Raw genomic sequence first — 18235 nt, 5'->3', positions numbered from 1 at the left:
TGACGAAAGACTCAACACTGACAATCTCTGCCAACGAGACCCGAGGAGTCTGCCTGTGGCTGCTGCCTGACCTGGACAGTTTCCAGCATCCGGACGGCGCCGCCTGAGCAGGCGGAGTCAGCCAATTTGCATCCCGTCCGACGTTGCGGCTTGTATGTCTAGCTGTGCCTGAATTAGATCGACGCAGCATGATGGTGATGAGTGGGATCGGACTGCTTTCAGCGGTGATGCCCCTGCCGGCCGCCCGCGCCGCCGGACCCTACGTCTTCGAGGACAACTTCGACGGCCCTGCGGGCTCAGCGCCCGACTCCTCGAAGTGGATGATTTCGAAGGCCCGCGAATCGATGAAGGACCCGACGTTCTGGGAGTTGCCCGGCAATGTCGGCCAGTATCGTGACGACCGTCGCAACGTGTTCCTCGACGGCAAGTCCAACCTGGTCATCAAGGCGTTCAAAGACGGCGATACCTACTACGGGGGCAAGATCAACACCAGGTGGGAGGGCGGCATCGGTTACACCTGGGAAGCCCGCATCAAATTCGACTGCCTGACGCCGGGGGCATGGCCCGCCTTCTGGCTGTCCAGTGACGCCGACGGAGAGATCGACATCATCGAGTGGTACGGCAACGGCAAGTGGCCGTCGGGAACCACCGTGCACGCCAAAGCGAACGGCTCCGAGTGGGCGACGCACAACCTCGCGTTGGACAGCGGCTGGCACACCTGGCGAGTCAAGTGGGTTGACTCGGGCATGAGCTTCTGGCAGGACTACTCCGACGGGGCTGCGCCATACTTCACCGTGCCTGCGAACTCGCTGGCGGACTGGCCGTTCAACAACCCGGGGTACAAGGTCTATCCGATCCTGAACCTCGCGGTCGCCGGTTCCGGTGGCGGTGATCCCGGTCCCGGGACGTATCCCGTGCAGATGCTGGTCGACTGGATACGCGTCTGGTAGCGATTTCGGCGCGCTAGCAGTCGCTGAGCGCACGTCAGCGCGCCGAAATCGCTGATATGGGGACTTCGGCGACGACGTCCGCGCGAGCCGCGTCGAAGCTGAAATATCCCTTGATGGGCAGAGTTTCGGGCAACGGGTCACCGTAGCTCCATGCCACGTCGTCGACCACGGTGGCACCGATGACGGCCGACCAGTACGTGGCGTAGCCCTTGTAGTTGCAGTAGCTGCTCGAAGTCGAGCGATGCAACAGGTCGGTGCGCACATGCGACGGGTGGACATAGAGAACGGGCGCCAGCGCGGTTTCGAAGACGATGATCGTGTCGGAGGTGTCGACCAGAGTCGCGCCGGCCACGACGACCCGAAGTGCACGGTTCGTCGGACGGCAGTCGACCCGGTGATACGGGTTCGGCGGGTAGTGCACGAGCCTGCGGCCCTCCTCGATCCACGTGTCCACCGCGTCCCATGGCACCTGCACATAGCCCGGCGCCTCCGCGACGGGGTCGTGTGGCAGCCCGCCGACCGCGTCGGCGGGAAAGGCGAAGTTCAGCGGTCGGCCCGCACGGTGCACCAGGAGTGCCTGCTCGGTGTCGACGACAACGACGCCGTCGCGCAATGCCTGCACACGCCGCGGATGCGGCTCGACGAACACCACGCCGTCGGGCAACGGGGGCGAGAACCAGCCCACCGGGTCCCTGCTCAGTGGACCGCGTCCGGTGACAAGACTCATCGCCAAAGCTTTACAAATCCCGGGCCGACCGTCACGCCCCGGGGTGCACTTTTCTCGAAGTCGCCTGCTGCGCCGACGGAAGGAGTGCAATGGCGGGTACACAGGTCGGGGCCGTCGACGAATGGGGTGGGCGTGAAGCGACTCAATGGTGTGGACGCGTTGATGCTCTACACCGAAACACCGGAAATACACATGCATACGCTCAAGATCGGCGTGCTGGATGTGTCCGACGTCGGCGGCTACGACTTCGACCTGTTTCGCGCCGTGGCATTCCCGAGGTTGCAGGCGATGGCGCCGCTTCGCTATCAGCTCGTCGATATCCCGATGAAGCTGCACCACCCGATGTGGGTGCTCAACGACCACATCGACTTCGACTATCACGTCCGCCAGGCCAGGGTGCCCGCGCCAGGTGGGCGCCGCGAACTGGACCAGCTGATCGGCGAGATCGCCAGCACCCCGCTTGACCGCAATCGTCCGCTCTGGGAGATGTACGTCGCCGAAGGGCTGGCAGACGACCGCATCGCGATCATCCACAAGGTCCACCACGTGCTGGCCGACGGCTTGGCGTCGGCCAATCAGATGGCCATGGCGATCTCGGCCGACGGGCCGACCGGAGTGGTCGGGATGTTCGAAGAGCCCGACATCGCCAGGACCAGTCCAGCGCTGCTGCGGGCCGCCGCACGTGACCACGTCGGGCTCATCCGCAAGCTGCCCCGTCTTGTGAACGAGACGGCGACCGGGGTGTCCCGGGTCAGGCGGCGGTCCAAGGAGCGCGGAGAGCAGCCCGACCTCGCCAAGAACTTTGCGCCGCCGGACTGCTTCATCAACCACAAGGTGACGGCGGGCCGCCGGTTCGCGACCGCGCCGCTGGCACTGGCCGACGTCAAGGAGACCGGCAAGCATCTCGGGGTCACCATCAACGACATGGTGCTGGCGATGGCGGCGGGAGCGCTGCGCAAGCTGCTGCTGCGCTATGACGGCAAGGCCGACGCTCCGCTGATCGCAGGGGTGCCGATCAGCACCAACCCGTCGCGGGAAAGGTTGGCGGGCAACGAGTTCACCTACATGACGCCCTCATTGGCCGTCCACATCGAAGACCCGCTGGAGCGGGTCAGGCTGGCCTCGGCGGCGTCTGGCATCGCCAAGGAGAACAACCAATTGCTGGGGCCGATGCTGCTGCCCGCGTGGATGTCCTATCTTCCGCCGTCGCTGGCGCCGTCGTTCTTCCGCGCACAGGCAAGGCGCCTGGAGTCGGCGAGCGTCTTCAACCTGACGATTTCCAATGTCCCCGGACCGCGGGAGCGCGGCACCATCGAGGGGGCGACGGTCAGCGAGATCTATTCGGTCGGGCCTGTAGTCAGTGGCAGCGGGATGAACATCACCGTCTGGAGCTATGTCGACCAGTTGGCCATCTCGGTGCTCACCGACGACCGCACGCTGGACGATCCGCACGAGGCGACGGACGCAATGCTGGAGGCGTTCAATGAGATCCGGACGGCGGCCGGAATCACCGGTGAGCTGAGACCGGTCGGATCGGCGCTGCCGGTGGCCGCGGCTACCTGACCTACCTGGTCCAGCCGCGGCGGCGCAGCCACCAGTCGCGCGCGACGACGCCGAGGATCACTATCGCGAAGACGATCACGAAGACGTCCTCGACTTTCCCGACGTGGTTGCCGCGCAGCATCGCCAAGATGAACAGCGCGGAGACGATGCCGCCGATCTGGATCCACTTGTGGTTCTCCTTGGACCAGCCCCACGCCGCCGATGGCACATCTTCGACGTCGACACCGTCGGTCTTGTCCAACTCGGTGCTCACCACGGCTGCTCCTTGAGGTCGGGCCTAGCGCTGCCGACATCATTACACGTCTACTACGCATCGACGTAGTGTGGTGCGTCATGGCAGGACAGTTCGAGGGCAAAGTGGTCTTCATCAGCGGGGCGGCGCGAGGTCAGGGGCGATCGCACGCCGTTCGGTTCGCCGAGGAAGGCGCCGACGTCATCGCCCTCGATCTGTGCGAACAGATCGACAGCGTGGCCTACCCGATGCCGAGCCGAGAGGATCTCGACGAGACGGTCAACCTCGTCGAGAAGACCGGTCGGCGCATCGTCGCCGAGCAGGCCGACGTGCGCGACTTCGAGCGGGTCAGGGAGGTCGTGGCCAACGGCGTGGCGGAACTCGGCAGGCTCGACTTCGTGTTGGCCAACGCGGGGATCTTTCCCGCTGCGGGGACACAGCGGCTCGACATCACGGCGTTCGTCGACGCCGTCGACGTGAACCTGAAGGGTGTTTATTTCACAATCGAGGCCGCGCTGCCCGCAGTGCTGAACCAGGGCGAGGGTGGTGCCATCGTCATCACGAGTTCTGCCGCGGGGTTCAAATCGGTCAGCACCACCTTTGACACCATGAGTCACGGCGCCGCGGGATACACCGCCTCCAAGCACGCTGTGATCGGTGTGATGCGTCATTACGCAACCTCACTGGCGGAGAAGAACATTCGCGTCAACTCGGTACATCCCGGCGGCGTTGCGACGCCGATGATCATCAACGAGGCGATGGGGCGCCTGGTCGGCGACCAACCCGAGTTCGGCGACGCTCAGCAGCCGAAGCTGTCCATGCCGCCGATGGACCCCGCCGAGGTCACCGATGCGATCGTCTACTTCTGTGGCCATTCCGGTAGGCATCTCACCGGCGTGGCCCTGCCGCTGGACGGTGGGCTGACCCTCAAGTGAGCGCGCTGTAGCGGCGCAACGCCTCGACCCGCTCGGCCTTGTGGTCGACGATCGGGTCGGGATAGTCGTCGTCGTTCAGCTCAGGAATCCAGCGCCGAACGTAAACGCCCTTGGGATCGAACTTATCGCCCTGAGTCGTCGGGTTGAAGACCCTGAAGTACGGCGCCGCGTCGGTGCCGGTGCCCGCGGCCCACTGCCAGCCGTGCTGGTTGTTGGCGATATCGCCGTCCACGAGCTGCTCCAAGAACCAGCGAGCGCCCCACTGCCACGGCAGGTGCAGGTCCTTGACCAGAAACGAAGCGACGATCATCCGGACCCGGTTGTGCATCCAGCCGGTCTCGGCGAGCTGACGCATTCCGGCGTCGACGATGGGGTAGCCCGTCCTACCCGCTTTCCATGCCTCGAACGCCTTCTTCGCCTCGGCGCCGTCATCGGTCTGCATCGAGTCGAACGACTTGTTCCAGTTCCACCATGCGCTGTCGGGCCACTCGTCGAGAACCGCTGCGTAGAAGTCTCGAAATGCCAACTCCCGCAAGTAAGCCTGCGCACCCTTGCCGTGGCCGAGGTCGACGGCCATGGTGCGCGGGTGAATCGTGCCGAACTTCAGGTGGGCAGACATTCGGCTGGTGGCTGCCAGATCCGGCCGGTTGCGGCCGTCGGCGTAATCGGCGAGATCGTCGTCGACGAACTTCTTCCACTGCCGAAGCGCCGCCTGCTCGCCCGCGGGCAGGTCGAGTTCCACGCCGGCGTCGGGGATTTCGACACCTCCGCCGTCGACGTCGTCGGGGTTGATCCAGCTCGCCGACTTCGGTCCCGAATTGGCCGGCGCCCGCCAACCGTGTTTCTGCCATGCGCTGTAGAACGGGGTGAACACCTTGTACGGTTCGCCGTCGCCCTTGACCACCCGGCCGGGTGAGACCAGATATGGCGACCCGGATGCGTCCAGCGGAATGTCGCCGAGTGCATCGCGTACGGCATCGTCGCGGCGCCTGCCGAACGGCGAGAAGTCGGCCGACACATGGACGGCGCAGGCGCCGACGGACTTGGCCAGTGCGGGAATCCGCTTCTCCGGCTGTCCACGCGTCACCAGCAGCCTGCCGTCAAGCGCATCGCGCAGTTCGCGCAGCGCGTCGTAGAGGTATTGCAGCCGCCGCGGACCCGACGACGCCTTCAGCCGAGGGTCGAGGACGTAGCAGGCCAGCACCTCGCCGTCTGACTCTGCGGCGTTCAGCAGGGCGGGCAGGTCGCGCAGCCTCAAATCCCGCCTGAACCACAACAAAGTGGGCATCCTTTGATGCTGCCCGAATTCCGGCTATAGAAACAAAGGGCTTCGCTGACGGAAGGATGACGTATGCAGTTTTGGTCGGGGACCGCGTTCATGGACCCGCTGGAGGCTGTGCCGGTTGCCAGGATGCTCGACGACGCAGGCTACGACGGCATTTTGTGTTCCGACCACATGATCTATCCGCGCGAGCTGTCCTCGCCCTACCCCGACTCCGTGGACGGCAAGCCGGGATGGGAGCCAGACACCGCGTGGCCCGACCCGTGGGTGCTGATCGGTGCGATGGCCGCGGTGACGACCCGGCTTCGGTTCTCCAACGCGATCTACGTTGCTCCAGCGCGACCCCTGCTCGAGGTGGCCAAGTTGGTGGCGACCGCGTCCGTGGTCTCCCATGGGCGGGTTTCCCTTGCGGCAGGCATCGGCTGGATGCGCGAGGAGTACGAACTGATGGGGCAGGACTTCACCGACCGCGGCAAGCGGCTCGACGAGATGATCCCGGCGCTGCGGGCGCTGTGGCGGGGCGGCTGGGTGTCCTGGCAGGGTGAGCACTACCGAGTGCCCGAAATGATGCTCGAACCGCATCCGCCTTCGCCTGTGCCGATTCTGTGCGGTGGTGAGTCAGAAGTGGCGCTGCGTCGCGCGGCACGGCTCTGCGACGGCTGGGTCGGATACGCGTATGTGTGGGACGAGTCGGTCGGATATGCGACGCGGCTGACCGAGCTGCGCCGGGAGTACGGACGCGAACACGAACCGTTCGAGATCGTCCTGGCGCTGCTGGAGCCTCCGTCGGTCGACACATACCGGCGCGCCGAAGACGCGGGCATCACCGCGGTCATGTGCAGGCCGTGGCTGGGGCAGGACTCCGGTGCAGGCGTCGAGAGCTACCGGGAGCCCATCGAACGGTTCGCCGAGGATTTCATCGAAAAGTGCAGGTAGCGATCGGTGCACCAGTGTGACACTTGTGGTGACACCATATTGATGTCACCATGACGTCATGGATCTGCAACCGTACGTCGACGGGGTGCGTCACGAGTTGGGTGTGGCAGCCGCCGCAGCCGGTCCCGAAGCCGAGGCGCTCGCGGATCGACTGACCGCGCCGCTGGATTCGGCGATTCGTCTCGCATTGCTCGAAGCGCTGTCGGATGCGGCGGAGGAGATCACCCGCGAAGTGGCACCCCGATCGGTGCACGTCCGACTGCGCGGCCGCGACCCGGAGTTCACCGTCAGCCCCGCGGTCCAAGACGAGCCCGCACCGGTTTCCGCGGTGCCGGAAGCCGACGACGACGGCGGCACGTGGCGGGTGACGCTGCGGGTGCCAGAGAGCCTGAGGTCGCCGGTCGATGCGGCGGCACGTGTCGAAGGGCTGTCGGTGAACGCGTGGCTGGTTCGCGCCGTCGCGTCGGCGCTCGGAGGCAAACGTCATGCGCGAGCCAACACCGACAAGCAGTTCAGCGGCTGGGTCCGCTGACCAAGAATTCACGACAGGAGGAACGATGCCGACATTCGCAACGCCAGAACCGATCAACGCCTCCGTCGAGGTGGTCAGCGGCGCGGTACACGTCACCGCCACCGACCGCGAGGACACGGTGGTGCAGATCAGCCCACGGGATCCGAACCGAACCTCCGACATCCGGATAGCCGAGGCCGCGCGCGTCGACTTCCGCGACGGCACGCTCACCGTGTCGGCGGGAAGACGGTTCATCTCCCTCGGCCGCGGCGGCTCCGTCGTCGTCGACATCGAACTCCCGTCGCGATCACGGCTGCAGGTGTCATCGGTGTCCGCGCGGGTGCGTGCCAAAGGTGACTTCGGCGACTGCCGGTTCTCCACCGCCAGCGGAGATGCCGCCGTGGGATCCGTAACCGGAAACATCAAGGCCGACAGCGCATCTGGTGGAATCACGGTTGAGAACATCAAGGGCACGGCAGCCATCTCGACGGCGTCGGGGGACGCCGCCGTCGAAGCGCTGACCGGCGACGTCAAGTTCCGTGCGGCCAGCGGCTCATTGACGATCAGGCGGCTCCGTGGCGCGGTCAACGCGCAGACCGCATCGGGCGACGTCGTCGTTGCCGACGCGATGACCGGTGAGGTTTCTGTGCAGACCGGCAGTGGTGACACCGAGGTCGGGGTCGCGGAGGGCACCGCGGCCCGGCTCGACCTGAGGACGCATTCGGGCAAGGTTCGCAACGGCCTGCAGTCGGCGGACGGCCCGGCCGACGGCGACGAGACGCTCACCGTGAACGTGAAGACGGGCTCCGGTGACATCGCGGTGCAACGTGCCACCGCGGGCGTCGCAGGCTAGTTGGCCGGGTCGAACCGAAACACCGCCAATTGTCCTGCCAGCGCCTCGAACTCGTCCGGGGTCCCTTCGCGCACCAGCCCTGAGCGCTTGGCGAAACCGACACCGACGGGAACCTGCGCCGGGAACTCGCGAAGCACCGGTCGCGACTCTTCGGCGTCGAGTTCGACGATCCTTATCGTCTGCGACTTGCGGCCACGGGACAGAGTGCCGGTACCCGCGGACCGCGCGTTCGCCGCCCAGTCCGCGCCGGGATAACCGGCGACGGTGTACATGTCGCCGCGATAGGTGAACGGCGTCATCGGGGTGCTGCGCGGTCTGCCCGTCTTCCTGCCGGGCACGGTCAGGATCATCGCGGGCCCGGTTCGAATGCCCAGCCTCTGCATCGCCTTGACGATTCTGTTCATCGGCTTGAGGTATCGGGGCGGCCGAAGTTCTGACATGTGCTGTCTCCTTTGCTAATTGCCGAACAGGTCGCGGTGTGAGCGGATCGCGTCGCCAAAGGACTGCGGTGGGCGGCCCAGGATCTTCTCCACCTCGTTGGTGACCAGCGCTGGCGTGGACACCGTGGCCTCGAGGAGCGCCATGTATGCATCGGCGAACTCCGCGGAGAACCCGATGTCGATGAAGCGCCGGCGGACGAGATCGGGCGGCGCCTCCCGATAGCGCAGCCGGCGGCCGAGTACATCGCCGATGACGTCGACGAGCTCGGCGTTGGTGAGGGCCTGCGGACCGGTCAACGGAATCTTGCGGCCCACCAGGTCGTCGCGCAGCAGTGCGTGCACGGCCACCGCCGAAATGTCGGCGTCGACGATGGGCGCCGTCGAGGCCTGCGCGTACGGACCGTTGATGACATCACCGGCTCTGATCTGTGCTGCCCACATTCCAAAGAAGTTGGTGGCGAACACGGTCGGACGCAGGCTGACCCACTCCAGGCCGGAGTCGACGGCGTGCTGTTCGACTTCGGCGTTGCGGTCGCCGCGGAAGCGGGATGGCTGACGCGAGAAGTCGTCGTCGGCGTTGATGGCCGAGAGCGCGACAAGCCGTCTAACGCCTGCGCGGCGCGCGAGGTCGACCACCGTCGCGAGCTCGTCGCCCAGCGCCCGGGAATTGAGAAACACCGCGGATGCGTCGTGGATGCCTTCGGCGGCGGATCCGACCACCTCGACGTCAGCGGGAAACGGCGCGGAATCGGGCGCACGGGTGACGGCGCGCACCTGCACGCCGGCTTCGGCAAGCTGGTTGACCAGAGGGCGCCCGACGTTGCCGGTTGCGCCGGTGACAAGAATTGTGTTCATGCAACCAAGGACGGGGCGACGAGCGCAAAAGTTACGCGGGCTCTGCCGTAACTTTTCTCGCGGCCGCATCGTCGTAAGTACATGACCGAATCACCGTCGGTGGAAGCGGCATGGCGCAGCCATCGCCCCTACCTGGTCAACCTCGCCTACCAGATGCTCGGCGACGTCGGCGAGGCCGAGGACGTCGCGCAGGAGGCATTCCTGCGGCTCTCGCGAACAGACCTCGGTGGCATCGACGATGTTCGCGGGTGGCTCACGGTGGTCGCCGGGCGGCTGTGCCTCGACCACCTGCGGTCCGCCCGCGCCCGCCACGAACACCCCGAGGACGTCGAAACGCACGAAGCAGTTGCTGCGACGGCGCCGGACCCAGCCGACCGGGTCACACTCGACGACGAGGTCCGCGAAGCGATGTTGGACCTGTTGCGGCGGCTGTCGCCGGGTGAGCGTGTGTCGTTCGTGCTTCACGATGTCTTCCAGATCCCGTTCGACGAGATCGCCACGACCGTGGGCCGGCCCGTTGGCACCTGTCGTCAACTCGCCCGACGCGCACGCGGCAAGTTCGCCGCCGCTTCCCCCCGACTTGTCGACGTGACCGATGCCCAACATCAGCTCGTCACAGAGAAATTCATCACCGCGTGCGCCAACGGTGACCTCGATGGGCTGACTGCTGTGCTGGATCCCGCGGTGTGGGGGGTCGGCACCGTGCTGGGCGAGGACGCTCCGCCACCTAACATCAACCACGGCCCGGATGAGGTCGCCCGCAACCTGCTTCGCTATCTCGGACATGGCGCGACGCTTGTCAGCGGGCCGGTCGGCGAACCGGTCCTGCTTGCCTTCGCCGAGCGGCGGCTGTTCGCCGTCATCGTGCTCACGATGCGCCACAACCGCGTGTTCAAAATTGAAGCAAGCGTGGACCCGACGGCAGCGGCCCGATCGTGATCGATCGGGCCGCTCCGGCGTATTCTGTTGTGGTCTAGGTTAATTCATTGGCGGCATCAGCACGGTGTCGATCATGTACACCTGTGCATTGGCGGTTGAGACGCCACCGCACACCACCGACGCGTCGTTGACCTTGAGGTTGCTGCCCATCCCGGTCACCGTCACATCGGCGCCTTGGACGGTCTTGTGTGTGCCGACGATCTGTGCCGGGCTGGCCTGACCCGAAACCACGTGGTAGGTCAGGATGCTGGTGAGCAGATCCGAGTCGGTCTTGAGCTTCTCTATCGTCGCCGGATCGAGCTTGGCGAATGCGTCATCGGTCGGGGCGAAGACGGTGAACTCGCCGCCGTTGAGCGTGTCGACGAGGTTGACGTTCGGGTTGAGCTGGCCCGACACGGCCTTGGTCAGCGTGGTCAGCATCGGGTTGTTCGACGCCGCAACCGCGACCGGATCCATCGCCATCCCGGCCACCGAACCGGGGCCCGTCGGTACCTTCTCCGCGTATGCGGTACACGAGGGTCCAACCAGTTCGGCCGACGCGGTGCTCGCGGTGGTCAGTGACATACCCATCGCCGCTGCGGCGGCCAGGCCCGCTACCGCAAACGTCTTCTTCATGTTCTTCATCGGTCATCCACCTTCTGTATCGGAAGACAGCAGCAGCCGCCTCACCTCTTTGTGCTTCCACCGGTCATTCGGAGCGGGTGCGCCTGCGGATGGGTGAGGTGGACGAAAACTCAGCCGTATGTGAACGAAAATGCTTGTAGTCCTTTGCTCAACCGAACTTCGAGCTCCCCGCGCGCCACTGAGTCACCCGACACCAGCTGGTGCGACGTCGGCGCGCCAGCGATCGGCACCCTCGTCGTCCTGCCGTTGCTCGTCAACGTCACATCGCCCTCTCCGCCGACGACGATGTAGACGTTTTTCGCGTTGTATTTCAAGGCAATCCGCGAGTCGTCCGACTCGGCTATCGCGCCCTGGAAATCCAGTTTCCATCGGCCGCGATAGGCGAACCTGTCGTCGGCGAGCTTCTTCGGGTAGGTGAAGTCCGCGGTGCCCTCGCTGTAGGTGTCGGGGCCGCCGTAGTTGACCATCTTGCCGACACCGAGGTACGTCTCGGGCGTCTGACCGGCGGCAGGTGTCTCGTCTGCCGAATCACTCGGCGGGGGCAACTCCACGTCGGGATCCGCGTCGACGAGCAGTTCCCTGATCAGGCGCTCGGTGACGGCATAGTCGCCCTCACCGAACTTGACATGGCGCACAGTGCCGTTCGCGTCGATCAGGTATTCGGCGGGCCAGTAGCGGTTGCGATAGTTGGTCCAGGTCGACAGGGTGTTGTCGAGAGCGATCGGGTAGGCGATGCCCAATTCGTCGGCGCCGCTGGCGACGTTGCGCGGGTTCTTCTCGAACGCGTACTCGGGGCTGTGCACGCCGATGACCTCGAGGCCGAGATTGCGGTACTTGTCGTACCAGTCGACCACATGCGGAATGGCACGTTGGCAGTTGATACATGAGTACGCCCAGAAGTCCACAAGGACGACCTTGCCGCGCAACGATTTCAGGTCGACCGCAGCGCCACCGGGCGTGTTCAGCCAGCCGGCGATCCCCTTGATATCGGGTGCCGTGCCGCAGCTTTCGAGCTTCTCTCCGCCATTGCTGCAGTTCGACAGCTCACGGTTCTGGTCGTTGACCAGTCCGCCGAGGTTGAGCTTCTGCTGAACCTCATCGGAGGCGACGACCGCGTCTTGCAGGCCGCTCGTGTAGTCGGGAAGCGCCCGCTGCAGCTTGGCGGGCGCGTTGAACACCAGCGCGACCGCGAACACCAGCATGACGATGCCGCCTGCGACGCGAATGCGACGCTGGTGGCGCCGGAATGTGCCGACGCGTTGGGCGACCCGCTGACCGGCCAGCGCGAAGAACAGCAGCGGAAGGGCGGCGCCGATCGCGAAGGAGACGGTCAACGCGACGGTGTCCAAGCCGATGGATCCCGTCGCGCCCGCGACCACGATCGCGGCGAGAACCGGTCCTGCACACGGCACATACAGCACACCAAGCGCAAGTCCCAGCCCGAAACCGCTTCTGCCCTCGGTCATTTGAACCGCTGGAATGCGGCTGAACGGCTTCTCGAGGATCTCCTCGAATCGGGGGAAGATCAGCCCGAGGCCGATGACGGTCAGTGCGATGAGCCCGGCCCAGCGGATCGCATCCTGCGGGAGATGCAGAAGCGACAGCAGCGACGTTCCGATCAGGGTGACCAGGCTGAAGCTGAGCACCAGCCCGCCGATCACCCGGTACGGCCGCAGCCGTTCCGAAAGGGCGGGCTTGATTGTGACGGCGACCGCGGTTCCGCCGTCGGATTCGGCGACCGGATCGGGGCGCGCGCCCTGTGCACCGGAGAAGAAGATGACCGGCAGCACCGGCAGAATGCACGGCGAGATGCCCGTTATCAGGCCGCCGAAGAAGCCGATCAGCGCAAGCGTGAACATGTCAGTTATTCGGAGTCACAACACATTTGGATGGGTCACGCTCTTGGCCGAGCTGGGCCCGCGCCGAGCTAGGCCCACGCCGAGCAGACGCAAAAGTCCCCGAACACTCGGCGTGTCGGGGACTTTTGCGTCTGCTCGCGCTAGCTGGCGGGCGGCATCAGCACCGTGTCGATCATGTAGACCTGTGCGTTGGCGGTCGAAACCCCGCCGCACACCAGGCCGGCGTCGTTCATCTTCAGCGCGTCTCCCTCTCCGGCGACGGTGACGTCGGCGCCCTGCACGGTCTTGTGGGTGCCGACGACCTTCGCGGGACTGGCCTGGCCGGGCACCACGTGGTAGGTCAGGATGCTGGTCAGCAGATCCGAGTCGGTCTTGAGCTTCCCGATCGTCGCCGGGTCGAGTTTGGCGAACGCATCGTCGGTCGGGGCGAACACCGTGAACTCACCGCCGTTGAGGGTGTCGACCAGGTTGACGTTCGGGTTGAGCTGGCCCGACAGCGCCTGGGTCAGCGTCTTGAGCATCGGGTTGTTCGACGCCGCCACCGTCACCGGATCCTGCGCCATGCCTGCCACCGAACCCGGGCCCTGCGGCACCTGCTCGGCGTAGGCCGCGCAGCCCGTACCGATCAGGTTGGCCGCCGGGTCGGCCGCAGCGGACGTCATGGCCGCAGCGGAGGACGTCGCTTCCACGGAGGTCGTCGCCTCGGATGAGCTTGAAGCGCTGGTCGAGCTGTCGGTGGCACACGCCGCAAGGCCGAGGACCGCCATCGCCGCGATGGTGGCCGCCGTCAGTGTGCTGCGGTGAACATTTCTCATTTCGCGCTTCGACTCCTTGGTCACGGACGGGCATGTGCCGCCCACTGGCTTGACACTCGGCATTCGGCGTGACGGTGATCACGGATTGGCCGGGGCCGTTGACGTCAGATTCGGGTCACATTTCGCCGTGAGCCGGGCCCACACCGCGAGCAGACGCAAACTCGCACTCTCCACTGCGGATTTATGCGAGTTTCCGTCTGCTCGCCGTGGCGCGGCACAATAGGACGGTGAGCAACAGGGTGCGCGTCCTGATCCTCGGTAGTACCGGGTCGATCGGCACCCAGGCGCTCGACGTCATCGCCGCCAACCCCGACCGCTTCGAGGTGGTCGGCCTTGCCGCAGGCGGCGCAAACCCCGACCTGCTGGCGCGGCAGCGCTCGCAAACGGGCGTCACCAACATCGCGGTGGCCGACCCAGGGGCCGCAGAGAAGGTTGGTGACGTCACCTACGCAGGCTCCGACGCCGCCACTTCGCTCGTGGAGAACACCGAGGCCGACGTCGTCCTCAATGCGCTCGTCGGCGCACTGGGCCTGAAGCCGACACTCGCCGCACTGGCCAGCGGCGCCCGACTGGCGCTCGCCAACAAGGAATCGCTGATCGCCGGCGGACCGCTGGTGCTCAAGGCCGCGAAACCGGGTCAGCTCGTGCCCGTCGACTCCGAGCACTCCGCGATCGCCCAGTGCCTCAGGAGCGGCACCCCAGACGAGGTGGCCAAGATCGTGTTGACCGCGTCGGGCGGCCCGTTCCGCGGCTGGACCGCCGAGCGCCTCACCGACGTCACACCCGACCAGGCGGGCGCGCATCCCACCTGGTCGATGGGCCCGATGAACACGCTCAACTCGGCGTCGCTGGTGAACAAGGGCCTCGAGCTGATCGAAACCCACCTGCTGTTCGGCGTTCCGTATGACCGCATCGACGTAGTGGTCCACCCGCAGTCGATCGTGCACTCGATGGTGACGTTCGCCGACGGTTCGACGATCGCTCAGGCCAGCCCGCCGGACATGAAGCTGCCCATCGCACTGGCGCTCGGCTGGCCGTCGCGGGTGCCCGCCGCCGCGCCCGCCTGCGACTTCAGCACCGCGTCGACCTGGGACTTCGAGCCGCTGGACGCGGCGGTCTTCCCGGCCGTCGAGCTGGCCAGGGAGGCAGGCCAGCGCGGCGGCTGCCTGACCGCTGTGTACAACGCCGCGAACGAGGAGGCCGCCGCGGCGTTCCTCGCTGGCCGGATCCGGTTCCCGACGATCGTTGCGACCATCGCTGACGTGCTGCATGCCGCAGACCAGTGGGCCGCCGAACCAGCTACCGTGGAAGAGGTACTTGACGCGCAACGCTGGGCCCGAGACAGGGCGAGGGGCGCGGTATCGCGGGAGGTAGTCAGCACCAAATGATGTGGGTCATCGGTGTGGCGCTGTTCGCGCTGGCCATCCTGGTGTCGGTGGCACTGCACGAATGCGGGCACATGTGGGTGGCGCGGGCCACCGGGATGAAGGTGCGCCGGTATTTCGTCGGCTTCGGCCCGACGCTGTGGTCCACCCGACGAGCCAACAAGCTCGGCTACACCGAGTACGGCGTCAAGGCGATCCCGCTCGGCGGATTCTGCGACATCGCGGGGATGACGTCGATCGACGAGATCGCGCCAGAAGATCGCCAGTACGCCATGTACAAGCAGAAGACGTGGAAGCGCGCCGCGGTCCTGCTTGCGGGACCCGGCATGAACTTCATCGTCGGCCTGGTGATCCTCTACGGCATCGCGCTGCACTGGGGCTTCCCGAACCTCAAACCGGAGCCCGCCGCCTACGTCAGCGAAACCTCTTGTGTCGCACCGGCGATCAGCAAGGACAAGCTCGCCGACTGCGCGGGTGCCGGACCCGCGGCCGCCGCAGGTATCAAGCAGGGCGACGTCATCGTCAAGGTGGGCGACACCGACGTGGCCAACCCCGACGAGATGGTCGCCGCGGTCCGCGAGGCCAACGGCCCGACACCGTTCGTCGTCGAACGCGACGGCAAGCAGATCACCACGGTCGTCGACGTCGTGAAGACCCAGCGCTACACGTCCGACACCGCATCGGCCCCGTCCACTGTCGGCGCTGTCGGCGTCTCGGCCGCCGAGTTCGGGCCCGTCGAATACACGCACTACAACCCGATAACCGCGATCCCCGGCACGGTGGCGTTCACCGGCGATCTGGCCGTGGAACTGGGCAAGGCGCTTGCGAAGATCCCGACCAAGATCGGCGCGCTTGTGCACTCGATCGGCGGCGGCGAGCGCGACCCGGAGACGCCGATCAGCGTCGTCGGCGCGTCGATCATCGGCGGCGACGCCTTCGAGCGCGGGCTCTACCTGGCCTTCTGGTTCTTCCTGGCGCAGCTGAACTTCGTGCTCGGCGCGGTCAACCTGGTGCCTCTGCTGCCGTTCGACGGCGGTCACATCGCGGTCGCCTTCTTCGAGAAGATCCGCAACCTGATCCGACGCTCGCGTGGTCTGGTGGCCGCGGCGCCGGTGAACTATCTCAAGCTGATGCCCGCCACCTACGTCATCCTGGTCTTTGTGATCGGTTACATGGCGCTGACCGTGACCGCCGACTTCGTCAATCCGATCAGACCTTTCCAATAGGAGACATTCAATGACCTCCGGCTCCCCAATCGGGCTAGGCATGCCGGCACCTCCGGCACCAACGTTGGCGCCGCGGCGAAAAACTCGTCAGCTGATGGTGGGCGACGTCGGTGTCGGCAGCGACCACCCCGTCGCGGTGCAGTCCATGTGCACCACCAAGACGCACGACGTGAACAGCACGCTGCAGCAGATCGCCGAGCTGACCGCGTCCGGCTGCGACATCGTCCGTGTCGCATGCCCGCGCCAGGAGGACGCCGACGCACTGCCCGCGATCGCGAAGAAGGCGAACATCCCGGTGATCGCCGACATCCACTTCCAGCCGAAATACATCTTCGCCGCGATCGACGCGGGCTGTGCCGCCGTACGCGTCAACCCCGGCAACATCAAGGAGTTCGACGGCCGGGTCAAGGAGGTCGCCAAGGCGGCTGGTGCGGCAGGCATCCCGATCCGCATCGGCGTGAACGCAGGCTCGCTCGACAAGCGCTTCATGGAGAAATACGGCAAGGCGACGCCGGAGGCGTTGGTCGAGTCCGCGCTGTGGGAGGCGTCGCTGTTCGAGGATCACGGGTTCGGCGACATCAAGATCAGCGTCAAGCACAACGATCCGGTCGTGATGGTGGCCGCCTACGAACTCCTCGCCGAGCGCTGCGACTACCCGCTGCACCTCGGCGTCACCGAGGCCGGCCCGGCCTTTCAGGGCACGATCAAGTCCTCCGTCGCGTTCGGCGCGCTGCTCTCCAAGGGCATCGGCGACACCATCCGGGTGTCGCTGTCCGCGCCGCCGATCGAAGAGGTCAAGGTCGGCAACCAGATCCTCGAATCGCTGAACCTGCGTCCCCGCGGGCTGGAGATCGTCTCGTGTCCGTCGTGCGGACGCGCGCAGGTCGACGTGTACACGCTGGCCAACGAGGTCACCGCGGGTCTCGAGGGCATGGAGATTCCGCTGCGCGTCGCTGTGATGGGATGCGTCGTCAACGGTCCTGGCGAAGCGCGCGAGGCCGACCTCGGCGTCGCGTCCGGCAACGGCAAGGGTCAGATCTTCGTCAAGGGTGAGGTCATCAAGACCGTCCCGGAGCACCTGATCGTCGAAACGCTCATCGAAGAGGCGATGCGGATCGCCAGCGAGACGGAATCAGAACGCGGATCCGATGATGCCAGCGGTTCGCCCGTCGTCACCGTAAGCTGAACGTGTTCCCTGTGACTGGAATCACCACGACCTGAGGCCGCAGAAAGAGTCCCGATGTCGGCTCCACCCCTTTTCCGCTTCGTCGACGAGCGACGGGTCTCGGTCGTGCGCGACGCAACGGCGGTCCATCAGGTACTCGACGCCGATCCGGTCGGAAGTTGCATGGTGGCCTCTCGGGTGGCCGAGCACGGGGTCGACCCGAGCGCGATCGGCGGCGAACTGTGGTCGCGCGGCGGCGCCATGGAGTCGCTGTGCTACGCCGGCGCCAACCTGATCCCGTTGCGGGGCGAAGCGGCCGACTTGTACGCGTTCGCCGACAAGGCGGTCGGCGCCGCGAGGCGCTGCTCATCGCTGGTCGGGCGCGCAGAGCTGGTGCTGCCGATGTGGCGCCGCCTGGAAAGCACATGGGGCCCGGCCCGCGACGTCCGCGACCGTCAACCCCTGATGGCACTGGCCACCACCCCGAAATGCGCGATTGACCCGACGGTGCGTCCGGTGCGGATGGAGGAACTCGACGCCTACCTGGTGGCCGCCGTTGACATGTTCATCGGCGAGGTGGGGATCGATCCCCGCATCGGCGACGGTGGCCGAGGGTATCGGCGTCGGGTCGCCGGCCTGATCGCCGCCGGGCGTGCGTGGGCACGTTTCGAGCGCGGGCGGGTCGTGTTCAAGGCCGAGGTCGGATCGCAGTCGCCCGCCGTCGGGCAGATCCAGGGCGTGTGGGTGCATCCCGACTTCCGGGGTCGCGGCCTTGGCACGTCGGGCACGGCCGCTCTCGCTGCCGCCGTTGTGCGCAGCGGGCGGATCGCCAGCCTGTACGTCAACGACTTCAACACCGTGGCCCGTGCCACCTACCGCCGCATCGGCTTCGCCGAAGTGGGCACCTTCGCCACCGTCTTGTTGGACTAGGGCGCCCG

At 66.1% G+C, this 18235-nt stretch carries 19 protein-coding genes; 11 read left to right on the top strand and 8 right to left on the bottom strand.

Features of this window, described 5'->3' with window-relative positions:
• Positions 1–164 precede the first annotated feature (164 nt).
• A complete protein-coding gene (locus tag D6M19_RS03215) occupies positions 165–950 on the top strand; it encodes a glycoside hydrolase family 16 protein (RefSeq protein WP_164478311.1) in 786 nt (261 codons plus the stop codon).
• Positions 951–984: 34 nt separating this feature from the next.
• Here the strand turns inward: D6M19_RS03215 and D6M19_RS03210 are convergent, their stop codons facing one another.
• Positions 985–1677 (bottom strand): DUF427 domain-containing protein, encoded by a 693-nt coding sequence (locus D6M19_RS03210; RefSeq protein WP_123024106.1) that lies wholly within the window; start codon positions 1675–1677, stop codon positions 985–987.
• Positions 1678–1809: 132 nt separating this feature from the next.
• Here D6M19_RS03210 and D6M19_RS03205 point away from each other — a divergent pair, with 132 nt between their 5' ends.
• Entirely contained in the window at positions 1810–3240 is a 1431-nt protein-coding gene (locus tag D6M19_RS03205; RefSeq protein ID WP_206428435.1) for a WS/DGAT/MGAT family O-acyltransferase, read from the top strand.
• A gap of 1 nt (position 3241) precedes the next feature.
• Here D6M19_RS03205 and D6M19_RS03200 read toward each other — a convergent pair whose 3' ends face one another.
• Positions 3242–3496 carry a DUF2631 domain-containing protein gene (locus D6M19_RS03200; RefSeq protein ID WP_123023735.1) on the bottom strand — a complete coding sequence of 85 codons (255 nt, stop codon included), beginning with the start codon at positions 3494–3496 and terminating at the stop codon, positions 3242–3244.
• A gap of 77 nt (positions 3497–3573) precedes the next feature.
• Here D6M19_RS03200 and D6M19_RS03195 point away from each other — a divergent pair, with 77 nt between their 5' ends.
• Complete coding sequence (locus D6M19_RS03195) at positions 3574–4407, top strand: mycofactocin-coupled SDR family oxidoreductase (protein WP_123023734.1); 834 nt, start codon at positions 3574–3576, stop codon at positions 4405–4407.
• Here D6M19_RS03195 and D6M19_RS03190 read toward each other — a convergent pair.
• On the bottom strand, positions 4400–5695 hold the full coding sequence (locus tag D6M19_RS03190) for a cryptochrome/photolyase family protein (RefSeq protein ID WP_123023733.1): 1296 nt from the start codon (positions 5693–5695) through the stop codon (positions 4400–4402). The genes D6M19_RS03195 and D6M19_RS03190 overlap by 8 nt on opposite strands.
• A gap of 63 nt (positions 5696–5758) precedes the next feature.
• On the opposite strand from D6M19_RS03190, the gene D6M19_RS03185 reads away from it, so the two are divergent.
• Genes D6M19_RS03185 through D6M19_RS03175 form a run of 3 tightly spaced genes read left to right on the top strand, consistent with a single transcriptional unit; the run spans position 5759 to position 7989 of the window.
• The gene (locus D6M19_RS03185) at positions 5759–6625 is read left to right on the top strand and encodes a TIGR03619 family F420-dependent LLM class oxidoreductase (protein WP_123023732.1); all 867 of its coding nucleotides are present in this window, start codon (positions 5759–5761) and stop codon (positions 6623–6625) included.
• A 58-nt stretch (positions 6626–6683) separates the two neighbouring features.
• Positions 6684–7157, top strand: coding sequence for a histidine kinase (locus D6M19_RS03180; protein ID WP_123023731.1), 474 nt, complete (start codon positions 6684–6686; stop codon positions 7155–7157).
• Between the two features lie 25 nt (positions 7158–7182).
• Positions 7183–7989: a DUF4097 family beta strand repeat-containing protein gene (locus D6M19_RS03175; protein WP_123023730.1), complete on the top strand. Its 807-nt coding sequence runs from the start codon at positions 7183–7185 to the stop codon at positions 7987–7989.
• On the opposite strand, the gene D6M19_RS03170 is transcribed toward D6M19_RS03175, so the two are convergent.
• Both D6M19_RS03170 and D6M19_RS03165 read right to left on the bottom strand, forming a co-directional pair.
• The gene (locus tag D6M19_RS03170) at positions 7986–8429 is read right to left on the bottom strand and encodes a nitroreductase/quinone reductase family protein (RefSeq protein ID WP_123023729.1); all 444 of its coding nucleotides are present in this window, start codon (positions 8427–8429) and stop codon (positions 7986–7988) included. The two genes, D6M19_RS03175 and D6M19_RS03170, sit on opposite strands and share 4 nt — an antisense overlap.
• Before the next feature lie 15 nt (positions 8430–8444).
• Entirely contained in the window at positions 8445–9284 is an 840-nt protein-coding gene (locus D6M19_RS03165) for an NAD(P)H-binding protein (protein WP_123023728.1), read from the bottom strand.
• A gap of 81 nt (positions 9285–9365) precedes the next feature.
• Here D6M19_RS03165 and sigI point away from each other — a divergent pair, with 81 nt between their 5' ends.
• Positions 9366–10223 (top strand): RNA polymerase sigma factor SigI, encoded by an 858-nt coding sequence (sigI, locus tag D6M19_RS03160; RefSeq protein WP_123023727.1) that lies wholly within the window; start codon positions 9366–9368, stop codon positions 10221–10223.
• 39 nt (positions 10224–10262) lie between these two features.
• On the opposite strand, the gene D6M19_RS03155 is transcribed toward sigI, so the two are convergent.
• From D6M19_RS03155 to D6M19_RS03145, 3 genes are all read right to left on the bottom strand, one after another.
• The gene (locus tag D6M19_RS03155; protein WP_123023726.1) at positions 10263–10847 is read right to left on the bottom strand and encodes a fasciclin domain-containing protein; all 585 of its coding nucleotides are present in this window, start codon (positions 10845–10847) and stop codon (positions 10263–10265) included.
• Positions 10848–10957: 110 nt separating this feature from the next.
• Positions 10958–12706: a cytochrome c biogenesis protein DipZ gene (locus D6M19_RS03150; RefSeq protein WP_123023725.1), complete on the bottom strand. Its 1749-nt coding sequence runs from the start codon at positions 12704–12706 to the stop codon at positions 10958–10960.
• A 140-nt stretch (positions 12707–12846) separates the two neighbouring features.
• A complete protein-coding gene (locus D6M19_RS03145) occupies positions 12847–13521 on the bottom strand; it encodes a fasciclin domain-containing protein (protein WP_123024104.1) in 675 nt (224 codons plus the stop codon).
• A 227-nt stretch (positions 13522–13748) separates the two neighbouring features.
• Between D6M19_RS03145 and dxr the strand changes: the two genes are divergently transcribed.
• The 4 genes from dxr to D6M19_RS03125 are packed head-to-tail and all read left to right on the top strand — an operon-like array spanning position 13749 to position 18227.
• A complete protein-coding gene (gene dxr / locus D6M19_RS03140) occupies positions 13749–14909 on the top strand; it encodes a 1-deoxy-D-xylulose-5-phosphate reductoisomerase (protein WP_123023724.1) in 1161 nt (386 codons plus the stop codon).
• Entirely contained in the window at positions 14906–16132 is a 1227-nt protein-coding gene (locus D6M19_RS03135; RefSeq protein ID WP_123023723.1) for a M50 family metallopeptidase, read from the top strand. The genes dxr and D6M19_RS03135 overlap by 4 nt, the downstream gene beginning before the upstream one ends.
• Before the next feature lie 10 nt (positions 16133–16142).
• Entirely contained in the window at positions 16143–17318 is a 1176-nt protein-coding gene (gene ispG, locus D6M19_RS03130) for a flavodoxin-dependent (E)-4-hydroxy-3-methylbut-2-enyl-diphosphate synthase (protein WP_123023722.1), read from the top strand.
• Positions 17319–17372: 54 nt separating this feature from the next.
• Entirely contained in the window at positions 17373–18227 is an 855-nt protein-coding gene (locus D6M19_RS03125) for a GNAT family N-acetyltransferase (protein WP_123023721.1), read from the top strand.
• Positions 18228–18235 lie beyond the last annotated feature (8 nt).

This window comes from Mycolicibacterium stellerae, from assembly GCF_003719305.1.
Classification (GTDB): domain Bacteria; phylum Actinomycetota; class Actinomycetes; order Mycobacteriales; family Mycobacteriaceae; genus Mycobacterium; species Mycobacterium stellerae.
The sequence above is the reverse complement of the archived record's forward strand: the minus strand, read 5'-3'. Positions and strand labels throughout refer to the sequence as shown.

Coding starts and splice junctions, on each gene's coding strand:
- ispG (WP_123023722.1), top strand. CDS start 16,143: ATGACCTCCGGCTCCCCAATCGGGCTAGGCATGCCGGCACCTCCGGCA.
- D6M19_RS03170 (WP_123023729.1), bottom strand. CDS start 8,429: ATGTCAGAACTTCGGCCGCCCCGATACCTCAAGCCGATGAACAGAATC.
- D6M19_RS03175 (WP_123023730.1), top strand. CDS start 7,183: ATGCCGACATTCGCAACGCCAGAACCGATCAACGCCTCCGTCGAGGTG.
- D6M19_RS03125 (WP_123023721.1), top strand. CDS start 17,373: ATGTCGGCTCCACCCCTTTTCCGCTTCGTCGACGAGCGACGGGTCTCG.
- D6M19_RS03165 (WP_123023728.1), bottom strand. CDS start 9,284: ATGAACACAATTCTTGTCACCGGCGCAACCGGCAACGTCGGGCGCCCT.
- D6M19_RS03185 (WP_123023732.1), top strand. CDS start 5,759: ATGCAGTTTTGGTCGGGGACCGCGTTCATGGACCCGCTGGAGGCTGTG.
- D6M19_RS03150 (WP_123023725.1), bottom strand. CDS start 12,706: ATGTTCACGCTTGCGCTGATCGGCTTCTTCGGCGGCCTGATAACGGGC.
- D6M19_RS03180 (WP_123023731.1), top strand. CDS start 6,684: ATGGATCTGCAACCGTACGTCGACGGGGTGCGTCACGAGTTGGGTGTG.
- D6M19_RS03190 (WP_123023733.1), bottom strand. CDS start 5,695: ATGCCCACTTTGTTGTGGTTCAGGCGGGATTTGAGGCTGCGCGACCTG.
- sigI (WP_123023727.1), top strand. CDS start 9,366: ATGACCGAATCACCGTCGGTGGAAGCGGCATGGCGCAGCCATCGCCCC.
- D6M19_RS03195 (WP_123023734.1), top strand. CDS start 3,574: ATGGCAGGACAGTTCGAGGGCAAAGTGGTCTTCATCAGCGGGGCGGCG.
- D6M19_RS03135 (WP_123023723.1), top strand. CDS start 14,906: ATGATGTGGGTCATCGGTGTGGCGCTGTTCGCGCTGGCCATCCTGGTG.
- D6M19_RS03155 (WP_123023726.1), bottom strand. CDS start 10,847: ATGAAGAACATGAAGAAGACGTTTGCGGTAGCGGGCCTGGCCGCCGCA.
- D6M19_RS03210 (WP_123024106.1), bottom strand. CDS start 1,677: ATGAGTCTTGTCACCGGACGCGGTCCACTGAGCAGGGACCCGGTGGGC.
- D6M19_RS03145 (WP_123024104.1), bottom strand. CDS start 13,521: ATGAGAAATGTTCACCGCAGCACACTGACGGCGGCCACCATCGCGGCG.